Source organism: Salibacterium aidingense DSM 18341, assembly GCF_000429685.1.
Classification (GTDB): domain Bacteria; phylum Bacillota; class Bacilli; order Bacillales; family Marinococcaceae; genus Salibacterium; species Salibacterium aidingense.
On sequence record NZ_AUCI01000008.1, the window covers coordinates 142,518 to 156,759 of the forward strand.

A 14,242-nucleotide genomic window follows, 5' to 3' on the forward strand; every position below is an offset into this window, starting at 1 on the left:
TTTATGGAATAATCGTTCGGAATTTTTTATTTCTTCATAGTTTTGTCCCAGATTCTTTTCTATGCCAATGAAAAGTCAAACTCATGGACAGGAGCGGGAGGTACTGGGCTCTCCGTAGATTTTTGATACATCCCCCTTTTTAACTGTTATAATAGGTCATATTAGGTAAAGAGAGGCATGGGTATGATTATAACAACGGCGAAAAAAGCACGGACCGACGAAATAGAGGAAGCACAATGGCTGGCAGAAACATGGGATCATCCTTATGAGCCCCGGAGGAAGAAATCCTTTCAACAATGGCTCCGCCAAAGAAACGAATCGATTTATGCCGTTGGAGCGAAGCAGGATAAACTATACCATCCGGCTTCCAACCATCCATTGACCTTTCATCCGAGCATGGCTTGGATTCGATACCAGCGTCTGAAAAAGGGTGGAAAAGATCCGATGGTTGAAGCTGCAGGATTACGAGAAGGAATGACATTTCTGGACGGCACCCTGGGCCTTGCTTCAGACAGTATTGTTGCCAGTACCGTAACGGGAGAGATGGGGAACGTTTGTGGGGTGGAATGTCATCCCTTCATGGCAAGGCTTGTGCAGAAGGGCCTCAAGCATTGGGAAGAAGATTGCTCCGCTTTTAACAGGGCGATGCGGCGGATAAACTTAGTGACAGGAGAGCACGGTCAGGTTTTAGAAAACATGTCGGATCATCAGGTTGATGTCGTCTATTTTGACCCAATGTTTGAAAAAGCAGTGGATGCTTCGGTTCATCTTAAACCGCTGCGGTTATTTGCTTCTCATGAGCCTCTGCAACGCAGCGTTCTCACCGAAGCAATCAGGGTAGCTGGAAAAAGGGTGGTTGTAAAAACAACATCGTTTTCGTCTTCTCTCGAATCGCTCGGTTTTACTTGGATGAAAAGAGCGGGTGCTTCTTTTTCATATGCTGTCCTTGATAAAGGAGAAGAAATCGAATGAAAGAAAAAGTAGTCGTAATTGCCGGACCTACGGCAGTTGGAAAATCCGAAGCCGGCATAAAACTGGCCTCTCATTTTCAGGGCGAAATCATCAGCGGAGATTCAATGCAGATATATAAAGGGCTGGATATTGGAACAGCTAAAGTTTCAAAAGAAGAACGAGCAGGAATCCCTCATTATCTGATAGATGAATGTGAGCCGGATGATTCGTTTTCTGCTTCTGCCTTTAAGGAAGCGGCTCAAAAACGCATAGAAGAGATTAATCAGCGCGGTAAATTACCGTTTATTGTAGGGGGGACGGGTTTTTACATTCAATCGGTCCTGCGAAATCTGGATTTTCATGACGCTCCCTCTGATGAAGAATTTAGAAATAAAATGGAAACATATGTCCGTAACCATGGCAGAACCGCTCTGCATGAAAAATTGAAGCAGCAGGACGAAGAAAGTGCCCGTTCCATTCATCCAAATAACACAAAGAAAGTAATTCGTGCTTTGGAGATCCGCCATGTAACCGGGAAAACGAAACAGCCGTTTGCCCGCAGGGAACCAACCACTTTCCATTACGACCATATAATTATTGGATTAACAATGGACCGGAATGTATTGTACAGCCGTATCAACGAAAGAGTAGATAAAATGGTGGAGGCAGGTCTTGTAGAAGAAGCAAAATGGCTGTATGATCATTATCCCCCGAATGTACAAGCGGCCCAGGCTATTGGTTATAAAGAGTTTTTTCCCTATTTTAGAGGGGACTGCTCCCTGGAAGAAGCTGCTGCTCAGTTGAAAAAGAATTCAAGACATTATGCCAAGCGTCAGCTTACCTGGTTCCGCAACAAAGAAGAAGTGGAATGGTTTGATATGACAGCAGGACCCCGTGAGGAAAAAATAGAAAAAATGATACGTTGGATAGAAGGAAAATATAAATGAATCGTCGAATAATTATAAATAGAGAATGATGAGGGGGACTTTATGTCATGAAACAGCCAGTAAATATTCAGGACCAATTTTTAAACACCCTGCGCAGAGAAAAGATCCCTGTTACCGTTTTTCTGCTGAACGGCTTTCAATTAAGGGGACAGGTGAAAGCTTTTGATAACTTCACCGTTGTACTGGACAGCGATGGGAAACAACAGCTTGTCTACAAACATGCGATATCTACGTTTGCGCCGCAGCGTCAAATTTCTCTTCAGGTAGAACCGGAAAAGGAAGAAACGCCGTCGCAGACTTAACAAAAAAGCTTCCGGCCAAGGCTGGAAGCTTTTTTTAAGGGAAGAATAGAGACTGTCTCTTGATAGCGGGATATCGTTTCCAGCCCAGCGGGGGCAGGGTTCATCTGGATTCATTTCTGTGTACATACGCAATATATTTATTTAACGTCAGAATGCTGTTTAACCCGAGTTTTTCTTTTAATCTTTTAGGGCTCATTCCATCCTGAAGAGCACGAATAATAAAGGTGTTCCGTAAATGCTTGGCTGAAACAGCCCGCTCTATCCCAGCACGCTTACGCTCCTCTCTGATCATTTTCTGAATGGCAATTTCCGTTAAATTTTTGGGGCGGTCCTGTTCATAGCTCCAGCGATAGGTCTGCCGCTGAAAATCAAACGCTGCAAAAATAGGATGATGTTTCATATAGGGCCGAACCGCTTTCGGAATTCCGTGCAAATAATGGTATAATAAGGATTGATCGTCTCTGGATAAAAAGATAGATCTTGGATTGCCAGTATTTTCCGGTATATGTATCAGTCCGCGTCCCTCATTTAAATGTTCCATCTGAAGGCAGGACAGTTCCTGCAAACGAAGCCCATAATGGAGAAACCAGCGGATAATGACCAGATTTCTCGGAGCAAGCAGCGGCCGTGCCGTTGCTTGTTTTTCACTTAACCCAGCATCGGAAAGCAGACTGGTTTTTAATTTTTTTTCTTCGAGACGGTGAAGAATATCATGGGATGTTATTTCGTCCCAGATGGATTCCTCCAGATCAAGGGAGGCCATTGGGTGATAAGAAAGCAGCCCGGCCCCTCTCAAAAAAGAAAAGTATTGTTTTAAAACGGTTTGGATTCTTTTTAATGTACGTATCTGATAATGCCGGTTTTTTTCTAATAATGAAAAATACCCTTCTATCCGCTGAGGATCGGTTGATGCTGGGAAGGAGACGGAACCGGTGACAACGTCAATGTAACGGAAAAAATCAGCCAGATCATACCGGTACCGTCGAATGGTACTTTCTTTTCTTCCTCTTGATTTCAAATAATCCAAAAACGTTTCGGCTGAAGCGGGCAGATCAAATGTATCATCCGGCATGTCGGTCTTCCTTTCGTTTTACAGGCTGTATCTATTATAGCAGACCATCCAATCACCATTCACTACTTGTTGACGTATACTATGGGTGAACGCCCGGTATGATTTCAGCGTTTAGAAAGAGGGGAATTTCTGTGATGATACAAACGAAAAGAAGAGAAAAGATACAGATTAACCTGAACTCCTCCCCGGATAAAGAGATGGTAAAAGAAAAAGAACTTCTTTCGCTTGATCAGCATTATCCGTTATTTAAAGCAGAGAAAAAAATCACCGGTATGATAGGCATGAAACATGTAAAAGATTTTATCAGAGAAATGTATGCTCTCGTCTATGTAAATGAATGCCGGCACAAGCTTGAGCTGGAAGCCACCCGGCAGAATTATCATATGCTGTTTATTGGAAACCCGGGAACCGGAAAAACAACCGTGGCTCGTATCATGGCTGAGATGATGAAAGAAATGCATGTACTGGAGAAAGGGCATTTTATTGAAGCAGAACGGGCAGACCTTGTTGGGGAATATATAGGACAGACAGCTCAAAAAACGAAGGACGTTATTAAAAAAGCAGAAGGCGGAATACTGTTCATAGACGAAGCTTACTCTTTGGCACGCGGCGGCGAAAAAGATTTTGGCAGGGAAGCAGTTGATACGTTAGTAAAGGCGATGGAAGACCAGCAGCACCGTTTCATTTTAATACTGGCCGGGTACCCGGAAGAAATGAAGCAGTTTTTACGGCTGAATCCCGGATTGCCGTCAAGGTTCCCCAATACGTTAACGTTTCAGGATTTTTCCGGGTCCGATATGCTGGAGTTAAGCAAAAACTTAATTCAAGAGAAAGACTACCAGGCTACAGATGCTTTACTAAAGCAGCTGTACCGTCATTTTCAGCAGCTGCGTTATCCTAAGGCCAGCCACAATGGACGTTACGTGAGAAATCTGGTAGAGCGTATGATCCGCCGCCATGCTTTGCGGCTGCTGGAAGAAGGAAGACCTATCAATAAACACACGCTGATGACGCTGGAGGCAGATGATATGACAATAACAGAAGATGAAGGAGTACAGGTATGACCGAAAGAGTAATCATTGTAGGCTGTCGATTTCCCCAAATGAGTCAGAAACAGTTTCATATGACGATGGAAGAGCTGAAAGCTCTTGTTCATACGGTTCAGGGGGAGGTGGCGGCAGAAATTGTCCAGGCAAGGGAAAAGCCGGACCCTGCCACTTATGTTGGAAAAGGAAAAGTTACGGAGATAATGGAAGCGGTCCATTCCGGGGAGGCCGACCTTGTTGTTTTCAATGATGAGTTATCTCCGGGGCAGGTCCGCAATCTCGACCAGGAAATGGAGATTCGGGTGATAGACCGCACGCAGCTGATTCTTGACATTTTTGCGGAGCGGGCGAAAACGAAGGAAGGAAACATACAAGTAGAATTGGCTCAGCTTTCTTATCTGCTCCCCCGGCTGGCCGGCCGGGGGGAAGCGCTGTCAAGACTCGGGGGAGGGATTGGAACCCGGGGCCCGGGGGAGACCAAGCTGGAAACCGACCGGCGCTATATTTTAAAACGGATGGATGACTTGAAAAAGCAGCTGGCAGATGTCACATCTCATCGTGAAAGTTACCGTGAACAACGGCGTAAAAACAACACGGTCCAATTCGCCCTGGTCGGTTACACGAATGCCGGAAAATCAACACTTTTAACAAAGCTCTCCGGCGCTGAGACGTTTCAGGAGAATTTATTATTTGCTACGCTGGACCCTTTGACAAGACAGATGACGCTGCCTTCCGGGTATCCGGTGTTATTAACAGATACGGTGGGATTTATACAACATTTGCCGACCACCCTGATCGCTGCTTTTCGCTCGACACTTGAGGAAGTCAAGGAAGCAGATGTTCTTCTTCATATCGTTGATGCCTCTCATCCAGAAGCTGTGTCGCAAATGGAGACCGTGGACAAGCTGTTGAAAGAACTGGGCGCCGACTCTATTCCGGTGGTGACTGTTTTAAATAAGGCCGATCGTTTAGAAGATTCCTCTTTTTTTCCGGAAGTGGTGCGGCCAATGATCTATCTATCGGCATTTAAAGAAGAAGATATCGAAGCCCTGAAAGAACTGATGGAATCGACGTTAAAATCACAGATGAATTATTATCATGTGAAGATCCCGGTGGAAGACGGAAAAAGTTTGGCGGAGGTGCAGCGGGGTACGATGGTAGAACAAGAACAACTCATCGAGAATGAACATTATTTCGAAATGCGCGGTTATGTTCTTCGGGATCATCCGGTAAATGGTACATTACGGCATTTCACCTATTAGAAAGGACGCTTATTCATGAATAGACGAGATTCTCTCGAGCAATTAGAAGAAGCAGCTGAAGCAAAAATAACCGCCAGGCGTGCCGCGGTGGAAAAAACAGCAGAAGTGAATCAGGCTCGTGTTCTTCAAATTTTCCAGGAAGAAAAGGTGGCTGCTGTACACTTTCAGCCTTCCACGGGATATGGCTATGATGACATGGGGCGGGAAACACTTGACAGGGTTTATGCCAAAATCTTTGGAACCGAAAAAGCTATGGTCAGACCCCAGTTTATTTCGGGAACACATGCTATTACCACTGCATTGTTTGGCGTGCTCCGGCCGGGAGATCACCTCTTATACTGCGGCAGGCCTTACGATACCCTGGAGACAGCAATAGGGTTGAGCGGCCGGGAAAAAGGCTCCATGAAAGAATTTGGCATTTCCTGTGATATAGCACCGCTCTCTGAAAATGGCCTGCCTGATCCGGAGGTTCTGGCCTCTTGGATAAAAGAAGATACCAAAGTAGTGGCCCTGCAGCGTTCTAAAGGATACAGCAATCGTCCTTCATTAACAATAGAGAAACTCGAAGCATTAATAACCTTTATTAAACAGATAAAACCCGGCATTATAGTATTCGTCGATAATTGCTATGGGGAGTTTGCGGAAAGGACGGAACCAGGACATGCCGGTGCAGATTTATTGGCAGGGTCGTTAATAAAAAATCCCGGCGGAGGGCTTGTCCGGACAGGAGGATACATTGCCGGCAGCGCGACATATATAGAAGAGGCAGCAGCGCGGTTTGCCGCCCCGGGTATTGGGCTGGAAGGAGGAGCTACCTTACATAGCCTGCTTGAGATGTTTCAGGGGATTTTTATGGCGCCGCATATCGTTTCTCAGGCCTTAATGGGGGCACACTATACTGCGGCCATGCTGGAAGAAGTGGGGTTGAACACCGTTCCGGCATCGACAGACCCGCGGACGGATTTAATTCAGGCTGTGCAGTTTGAAAATAAAGAACGAATGATTCGATTTTGCCAGGCCATCCAAAAAGCGTCACCGATTGATTCGATGGTCCAGCCGAACCCATCTCCGATGCCTGGTTATGAAGATGAAGTCATCATGGCGGCAGGCACCTTCATCCAGGGATCCAGTATTGAACTTTCGGCGGATGGACCGCTCCGTCCTCCCTACACAGCTTATGTTCAAGGCGGATTAACGTTTCCCCATGTGAAATATGCAGTAAAACAAGCTCTTCAAACCTTACTTGAAGAAAAACTGCTCACCTTACCATTCGACAAAGAAAACCAAAATCCGATGTAAAAATAGTTAACATGCTATTGACTAAAAACCTCACATCATGTAGGATTAACTTAACTTCAACAAGGAAAGGAGGCAGCCAGATGAATGATCATATTCGGCGTAATATGCCTTTATTTCCTATAAGTATCGTGAAAAAACTGACGGAACTATCCGCAAGGCAGATTCGTTATTATGAAGAACATGGTTTGATCTACCCGTCGCGGACGGAAGGAAATCAGCGCCAGTTTTCATTTAACGATGTGGATAAACTTCTTGAAATCAAAACCCTGATTGAACGAGGGGTGAACTTATCAGGCATCAAAGAAATTTTTGAACTCCGCGCGGACCAGGAGAAGGAGAAACCGGCTGCTGCGCTTAAAAATACAGAAGGTATGAGTGATAAAGAACTCCGCCGCCACTTGCAGAAAGAGGTCATGATGGCGGGAACCCAGGGAAGATCCTCTATGATTCAAGGACAGCTTTCACGATTTTTTCATTAGCTCAATGAATATTCTTTTGCTTTTTCGCAGAAGATTTCATATTAATTTAATTTTATAATGAAGAGAGGAGATTACGTCATGGCCAATACAAAAAAAGACATTATGAAAATGGCTGAAGAAGAAAACGTAAAATTCATACGGCTTCAATTTACCGATTTACAGGGGATCATTAAAAATGTGGAAATTCCATACGACCAGCTGGATAAAGCGCTGGACAACCTGATGATGTTTGATGGATCTTCCATTGAAGGTTTTGTGCGTATTGAAGAATCTGATATGTACTTATATCCGGACCTGGATACATGGGTGGTATTTCCATGGACACCGGAAAAAGGCAAGGTGGCACGCCTTATCTGCGACATATACGAGCCGGGTGCACCAGGACAGGAACCCACTCCGTTTGAAGGGGATCCGCGCGGTGTCCTGAAGCGTGTGCTGAAAGAAGCAGAAAAGCTTGGATTTACAGATTTCAACATTGGACCGGAGCCGGAGTTCTTCCTTTTCAAAAATGATGAAAACGGAGAACCGACAATGGAACTTAACGATAAAGGCGGATATTTTGACCTTGCCCCGACAGACCTCGGCGAAAACTGCCGCCGCGATATCGTGCTTGAACTCGAAGACATGGGCTTTGAAATTGAAGCTTCCCACCACGAAGTGGCACCGGGACAGCACGAAATTGATTTCAAATATGCTGATGCTGTAACAACGTGTGACAACATTCAAACGTTTAAGCTGGTCGTTAAAACGATTGCCAGAAAGCACGGCCTGCACGCGACCTTTATGCCAAAGCCGTTGTTTGGTGTGAATGGTTCGGGAATGCACTGCAATATGTCTTTATTTAAAGGCAAAGAAAACGCGTTTTATGATAAAAAGACGGACTCTCAGCTTAGTGAAACAGCAATGCAGTTCCTTGCCGGTATTCTGGAACATGCCCAGGCTTTTACTGCGCTGACCAACCCGATTGTTAACTCTTACAAGCGTCTTGTACCAGGATTTGAAGCACCGGTATATGTGGCCTGGTCTCTGAGAAACAGAAGTCCGCTTGTGCGTATTCCTTCATCCCGAGGCATGAGCACCCGTATCGAAGTAAGAAGTCCGGACCCATCCGCCAACCCCTACCTTGCTATGGCTTCGATGCTCGCGGCAGGCCTGGACGGAATAAAAAGAAAGCTTAATGCCCCGGAGCCAACCGATCGTAACATCTATGTGATGAGTAAAGAAGAACGCGAAGAAGAAGGCATCAAAGACCTGCCTGCCGATCTTCGGGCAGCGCTGGATAACCTTCTCAGCGATGAAACCCTTGTAAATGCTATCGGACCGCACGCTATCGAACATTTTGCGGAAGCCAAAGAGATCGAATGGGACATGTTCCGCAGCATGGTTCACCCGTGGGAAAGAGAACAGTTCCTTTCCACGTATTAAAATCGTTAACCCTTGGCACATCAAGTGCCGAGGGTTTTCTTTTATTTGGGTGAAAAGCCGATACGAAGATGAAAAACGACTGCCCTCCCATTTGAGGATATTACCCCTATGTCTTTCATATTTTTGCATGACAACCTTCTCGATTTTTTTTGCTGATGTGGAGTAAACTTCACGGATTGTATCACTGAAGCTCCATGAATGAACGAGACGTGCATGCGGGAAGAGCATGAGGCAAAGACCCCGCAGAACGAGCCGTCAAAAGTGTTCGAGGTGGCTGGGGCTGCCCGCGGACGGACGAATTGGTATCATTTTTTATTCATTGTATTAGCCCCCTGTTGTTATCCTAAGAAAGAGTTATCATTGGCAGACTTTTATTATTATGGCGCTGCAGGAAGACTGGAGAACATTCCCTGGCAGAATGGCAGCAGCTTTGATTGAAACAAAACAAATGTTCGTATATAATGAAAGAAAAGGGTTGGGGGAGGATTGCATATGAATGGCTTACTGCAGCGTGCAAAAGAGTCAGGACGTCCGCTTCAGATCATCTATGAATCAAAGAACGGAAGGCTGAGCCAGCGTACAGTCAGTATTTTTCGGATAAGGGAAACAGATATTCTGGTCTGGTGCCATCATAAACAGCACCTTCGCACGTTAAAAAGGAGCCGCATTTTATCAGCAGGTCCAAAAGCTTCTGCCTAACCGCCATAAAATAAGAGTCTGGGACAAAACCATTAAGAGATAAAAAATTCCGAACGATTCGTGAGAGAACCGTTCGGAATTTTTTTGTACCCATTCTACCGCTGCGTCAAAAAACTTCGCTTTTCCCCAGGGCACAAGGGCACCATTTCTTAACTCCCTTTGGTCGTTCTTGGAGTGTCTGCTTTGCCGTAGGGGACGCACTTGAGCCTCCATGGGAGGAATTCCCTCTCTGCGGAGGTCACGAGACACGTGCTGTTCCCCCTGGAGGGAGTCTGCGTATGTTGACGCATTGCTTCTTTACACAAACTATGAAATGTCTTTTTTTCCATTAATGGAGGGTGCGGAACACTCCAGTTACTTTTCCCAAAATGGTGCAGTTATCCAAAATAATCGGCTCCATTGCAGCGTTTTCCGGCTGCAGCCGGATGTAGTTATCTTCCTTGTAAAAACGTTTGACGGTAGCTTCCAGTTCATCCGTCATCGCTACGATGATATCTCCGTTATCTGCAGTTTGCTGCTGTTTGACGATGACAAGATCCCCGTTATAAATCCCGGCTTCAATCATACTGTCTCCTTCGATGGTTAGAACGAATACTTTCTCATCGGTAACCATACGATCAGGAAGAGGGATATATTCATCAATATTCTCCACGGCAGTGATCGGTTCCCCGGCGGTGACTTTCCCGAGGACCGGAACATAGACAGCCTGGCTTTCCGAGATCGAAACATTTTCTTCTTCCAGTTCCAGTACTTCGATAGCACGCGGTTTTGTTGGATCACGGCGTATATAACCTTTATTTTCCAGTCTGGAAAGATGACCATGAACCGTAGAGCTGGAAGCCAGTCCGACGGACTCGCCGATTTCACGGACAGAAGGAGGATAGCCTTTCAGTTTAACTTCGTCTTTTATATAATCCAGAATCTGCTGTTGCCGTTTCGATAATTTGGGCATAAGCTGCACCTCATTTTTTTATAATTTATTGGTGCTATTGTATCATGGAAAACATATGTGCGCAAACACTAGTTCTAATTTTCCCTTGACGGGAACAATAGTTCTGTATATACTAAAATGAGAACAGAACAGACATTCTTATTTTTGGAGGGGACAGGATGATTTCAAAAATAAAACAATTAAATGCACAGGAATGGACCATTTTAATACTTTTCATTATTTCATTATTCTCGCTTATTGCTACGGTGGAATGGGTCGGACAGGGAGAAGAGGACAATGCCTATGTTGAACATGTTGATGAAACAAACCAGCCTGATAGAATAACGTATGAATGGTCTGTAGAAAATAAATAAAATTGAGGGAACAAAATGACAAGCTGTATTATTTACTGCCGAGTCAGTACAAATAAGGAATCTCAGCAGTCTTCCTTACAAAGACAGGAGGAAGAACTGCAGCGGTTAACGGAAAGCTGCGGATTTCAAGTCGATAAAATAATTGTGGAAGAAGCGAGTGGATATTCACTGGAAAGAGAGGGCCTTCTGGACATGCTGGATCGTTTCAGTTCCGGACAGGCTGACGTTTTATGCATTCAGGACGAAACAAGAATCGGCCGCGGCAATGCGAAAATAGCGCTTCTGCATCAACTGGCGTCACTGAACATCCCGGTATATACAGTAAGAGATGAAGGCGTTCTGCAGCTTTCGGAAAATGACAGTATGCTTATGGATATATTGGCTATGGTGGAAGAGCATCAGCGCAAACTGCATAATTTGAAAATAAAACGGGGAATGAAGCGGGCGGTTCAGTCAGGTTATCAGCCGGAAAAAAACCTGACAGGCAGGGAAGGAGGCGGAAGAAAGAAAAAGCAGGCCCCGATTGAAGAGATTGTAAGGCTGAGACAGCGGGAACTGCCTTTTTATGATATCGCCGCCGCCTTAAGGGGGCTTGGCTACGACATATCTAAAGCGACAGTCCACAGAAGGTATAAGGCATTTATAGAAAGGGAAAATAAAAATGTTACGAATCAGGAGTAAATCTTTTCTTGCTCCCTTGTAAGTGCTGTACACACTTATTCATCCTGCCTCACCGGGAACAAAGCGGTTTGCTTCCTGGTAACGTCTGATTTACAGTATAAATACAAGCTTAAAAAGGAAAGAGGGAGGGTTATACAGCTTTATGCTTTCTCAGGAGAAGATTGACCGAATCAATGAATTGGCTCATCGTTCCAAAACGACGGGATTAACAGAGCAGGAAGAAGAAGAACAGCATGAGCTCCGCAACGAATATTTATCGAAGTTTCGTTCTTCCTTCAAGAGCCAGCTTCAATCTGTAAAGGTCGTAGACCAGAAAGGCGACGATGTTACGCCTCATAAACTGGAAAGAGCAAAAAGAAACAATCCCCACTTTCGTCAATAGAGTGAATAAATCTGCCTATCATATATGTCCGTGAAATTCCTGATGATCAATCAATCGTCAGGATTTTTATTTGCTCGTTTTTGGAGTAAAGAAACACACCATCCGGCTTGTACAAAAGAAAAAATACGTTTATGATTAAGGAGGTAGAAGACAATACATAGTTAATTGGATAGAAAGGCAGGGAAACAGATGGCAGCAATGAATGTGGAAGAATTGGCGGTTAATACGATCCGTACGTTGTCTATTGACAGTGTGGAACAGGCAAATTCGGGGCATCCCGGATTACCAATGGGCGCCGCCCCTATGGCTTATAAACTGTGGACCCAATTTATGAACCACAATCCAGGACATCCGGAGTGGTTTAACCGGGACCGGTTTGTTTTATCAGCCGGACATGGCTCTATGCTTTTGTACAGTCTGCTTCATTTATCGGGCTATGACCTGGCGCTGGATGAGCTGAAGAATTTCCGGCAGTGGGGAAGTAAAACTCCAGGACATCCGGAGTTTGGGGACACCCCCGGGGTTGAAGCAACAACTGGACCGCTTGGCCAGGGCATAGGCATGGCTACAGGAATGGCGATGGCAGAACGTCATCTTGCTGCAACGTATAACACCGATGACATTCAACTGGTTGATCACTATACGTATGTCCTGTGTGGAGATGGAGATTTGATGGAAGGTATTTCAGCTGAATCCGCATCTTTAGCGGGGCATCTTCAGCTGAGCCGGTTAATTGTTCTGTATGATTCCAATGATGTCTCTCTGGATGGAGCCTTGAGCCAGGCATTTTCTGAAGATGTGATGAAACGATATGAAGCCTATGGCTGGCATACAGTTCTCGTTAAGGACGGTAATGATTTGAATGAGATTGAAAACGCCATCGAAGAAGCCCGAGGAACAGACCGCCCGTCCCTTATTGAAGTGAAAACGGAAATCGGGTACGGTTCCCCAAATAAAGGCGGAACCAGTGCAGCTCATGGTGCTCCGCTTGGTGGCGACGAAGTAAAGCTGGCGAAGGAAGCTTATAAATGGGAATTTACGGAAGATTTCCATATTCCCGCGGAAGTTACGGAACACTTTGCCAATGTTAAAGCGGCAGGAGCGAGAAAAGAACAAGAATGGAATCAAACCTTTGAAACCTACAAACAAAAATATCCAGAGCTCGCTAAACAGTTCAGCCTCGCCGTCCAGGGAAACCTGCCGGAAGGTTGGGACAGGGAGCTTCCAGTGTACCGCGACGAAAAAGCAGCTACCCGGGCAACATCAGGGGAAGCCCTGCAGGTTCTTTCTAACTCCGTACCATCCTTGTTTGGCGGATCAGCGGATCTCTCCGGTTCTAATAAGACATTGATCAAAGAAGAAAATGACTTTTCCCGAGAGGATTATAAAGGCCGGAATATATGGTTTGGTGTACGAGAATTTGCGATGGCTGCCGCTGGTAACGGGATGAAACTGCATGGAGGCGTCCATCCTTATGTTTCCACGTTTTTAGTGTTTTCCGACTACCTGCGCCCGGCTCTGCGTTTAAGTGCATTGATGGAACTGCCGGTAACGTATGTATTTACGCATGACAGTATCGCTGTCGGGGAAGACGGACCGACCCATGAGCCGATTGAACAAACGTCTTCTCTGCGGGCGATTCCGAATTTGAATGTGATCCGGCCGGCTGACGGGAATGAAACCGTTGCAGCCTGGAAAACAGCTCTGCTAAGTGAAAAGACTCCAACCGCTCTTGTTTTAACAAGACAAGGAGTTCCTACTCTCCCCGGCACAGCAGAAAAAGCAGAGAAGGGTGTTCAGCAAGGGGCTTATGTATTAGTGGAAATCGATAAACAGCCGGATGTTCTCCTGCTTGCTGCCGGGTCGGAAGTAGCTTTAGCCGTAGAGGCACAGGAATCCCTGGAAAAAGAAGGGGTTAAAGCTAACGTGGTCAGTATGCCAAACTGGCATGCCTTTGATCAGCAGCCGCTTGAATATCAGCGGGAAGTTCTGCCTGAAGGCGTTCCGGCTCTTGCTATTGAAATGGGATCGTCCCATGGCTGGTACAAATATACCGGTGCCTACGGAGCGGTTCTGGGTATTGACAGGTTTGGTGCTTCTGCACCCGGAGATGTCAATATTAAAGAATTTGGTTTTACCGTAGAAAACGTAACCGCACGAGTCAAAACACTATTGGATTCCAAATAAAAAAAGGGGGTGCCAACACCATGGCATCCCCTTTTTATTTGACCTGACACGCAGAAGAAATAGGAGACGAAATTGGAAAATTTTGTCGCGCATCGGGGAAAACCTTCTCCAACGTCGAGAAAAACCGGCGTATTCGACAAAAACAGTTTTTTTTATTTTCAGAAAATGACAGTTCTTTCGCTTCGATTCCGGTATGATGTAGGTA

The 14,242-nt window shown here is 45.5% G+C and carries 16 protein-coding genes; 14 read left to right on the plus strand and 2 right to left on the minus strand.

Annotated features, from left to right (window positions below):
• Positions 1-183: 183 nt before the first annotated feature.
• Genes G475_RS0109710 through hfq form a run of 3 tightly spaced genes read left to right on the plus strand, consistent with a single transcriptional unit; the run spans position 184 to position 2,200 of the window.
• Positions 184-972 (plus strand): class I SAM-dependent methyltransferase, encoded by a 789-nt coding sequence (locus G475_RS0109710; protein ID WP_026701136.1) that lies wholly within the window; start codon positions 184-186, stop codon positions 970-972.
• Positions 969-1,898, plus strand: coding sequence for a tRNA (adenosine(37)-N6)-dimethylallyltransferase MiaA (miaA, locus tag G475_RS0109715; RefSeq protein ID WP_026701137.1), 930 nt, complete (start codon positions 969-971; stop codon positions 1,896-1,898). Before G475_RS0109710 ends, miaA begins: the two co-directional genes overlap by 4 nt.
• A gap of 47 nt (positions 1,899-1,945) precedes the next feature.
• A complete protein-coding gene (gene hfq, locus G475_RS0109720) occupies positions 1,946-2,200 on the plus strand; it encodes an RNA chaperone Hfq (protein ID WP_026701138.1) in 255 nt (84 codons plus the stop codon).
• 100 nt (positions 2,201-2,300) lie between these two features.
• Here the strand turns inward: hfq and G475_RS0109730 are convergent, their stop codons facing one another.
• Positions 2,301-3,272 (minus strand): tyrosine-type recombinase/integrase, encoded by a 972-nt coding sequence (locus G475_RS0109730; RefSeq protein ID WP_035710784.1) that lies wholly within the window; start codon positions 3,270-3,272, stop codon positions 2,301-2,303.
• A gap of 134 nt (positions 3,273-3,406) precedes the next feature.
• Between G475_RS0109730 and G475_RS0109735 the strand changes: the two genes are divergently transcribed.
• From G475_RS0109735 to G475_RS0109765, 7 genes are all read left to right on the plus strand, one after another.
• Positions 3,407-4,336 carry an AAA family ATPase gene (locus G475_RS0109735; protein ID WP_156911669.1) on the plus strand — a complete coding sequence of 310 codons (930 nt, stop codon included), beginning with the start codon at positions 3,407-3,409 and terminating at the stop codon, positions 4,334-4,336.
• Complete coding sequence (gene hflX / locus G475_RS0109740; RefSeq protein ID WP_026701141.1) at positions 4,333-5,580, plus strand: GTPase HflX; 1,248 nt, start codon at positions 4,333-4,335, stop codon at positions 5,578-5,580. Before G475_RS0109735 ends, hflX begins: the two co-directional genes overlap by 4 nt.
• 15 nt (positions 5,581-5,595) lie before the next feature.
• Positions 5,596-6,879, plus strand: coding sequence for a methionine gamma-lyase family protein (locus G475_RS0109745; protein WP_026701142.1), 1,284 nt, complete (start codon positions 5,596-5,598; stop codon positions 6,877-6,879).
• A gap of 80 nt (positions 6,880-6,959) precedes the next feature.
• Positions 6,960-7,358: a MerR family transcriptional regulator gene (locus tag G475_RS0109750; protein WP_026701143.1), complete on the plus strand. Its 399-nt coding sequence runs from the start codon at positions 6,960-6,962 to the stop codon at positions 7,356-7,358.
• Between the two features lie 78 nt (positions 7,359-7,436).
• Positions 7,437-8,783 carry a type I glutamate--ammonia ligase gene (gene glnA, locus G475_RS0109755; protein ID WP_026701144.1) on the plus strand — a complete coding sequence of 449 codons (1,347 nt, stop codon included), beginning with the start codon at positions 7,437-7,439 and terminating at the stop codon, positions 8,781-8,783.
• Between the two features lie 198 nt (positions 8,784-8,981).
• Positions 8,982-9,221 (plus strand): hypothetical protein, encoded by a 240-nt coding sequence (locus G475_RS0109760; protein ID WP_156911663.1) that lies wholly within the window; start codon positions 8,982-8,984, stop codon positions 9,219-9,221.
• 54 nt (positions 9,222-9,275) lie between these two features.
• A complete protein-coding gene (locus G475_RS0109765) occupies positions 9,276-9,482 on the plus strand; it encodes a WYL domain-containing protein (protein WP_026701146.1) in 207 nt (68 codons plus the stop codon).
• 328 nt (positions 9,483-9,810) lie between these two features.
• Here the strand turns inward: G475_RS0109765 and lexA are convergent, their stop codons facing one another.
• Positions 9,811-10,434, minus strand: coding sequence for a transcriptional repressor LexA (gene lexA / locus G475_RS0109770; protein WP_026701147.1), 624 nt, complete (start codon positions 10,432-10,434; stop codon positions 9,811-9,813).
• 158 nt (positions 10,435-10,592) lie between these two features.
• Between lexA and G475_RS0109775 the strand changes: the two genes are divergently transcribed.
• The 4 genes from G475_RS0109775 (at position 10,593) to tkt (ending at position 14,037) form a co-directional block, all read left to right on the plus strand.
• Positions 10,593-10,787, plus strand: coding sequence for a hypothetical protein (locus G475_RS0109775; protein WP_026701148.1), 195 nt, complete (start codon positions 10,593-10,595; stop codon positions 10,785-10,787).
• Positions 10,788-10,802: 15 nt separating this feature from the next.
• The gene (locus G475_RS0109780; RefSeq protein ID WP_026701149.1) at positions 10,803-11,468 is read left to right on the plus strand and encodes a YneB family resolvase-like protein; all 666 of its coding nucleotides are present in this window, start codon (positions 10,803-10,805) and stop codon (positions 11,466-11,468) included.
• Positions 11,469-11,610: 142 nt separating this feature from the next.
• Positions 11,611-11,850 carry a DUF896 domain-containing protein gene (locus G475_RS0109785; protein WP_026701150.1) on the plus strand — a complete coding sequence of 80 codons (240 nt, stop codon included), beginning with the start codon at positions 11,611-11,613 and terminating at the stop codon, positions 11,848-11,850.
• A gap of 189 nt (positions 11,851-12,039) precedes the next feature.
• Positions 12,040-14,037, plus strand: a complete 1,998-nt coding sequence (tkt, locus tag G475_RS0109790; RefSeq protein ID WP_026701151.1) for a transketolase — start codon at positions 12,040-12,042, stop codon at positions 14,035-14,037.
• Positions 14,038-14,242 lie beyond the last annotated feature (205 nt).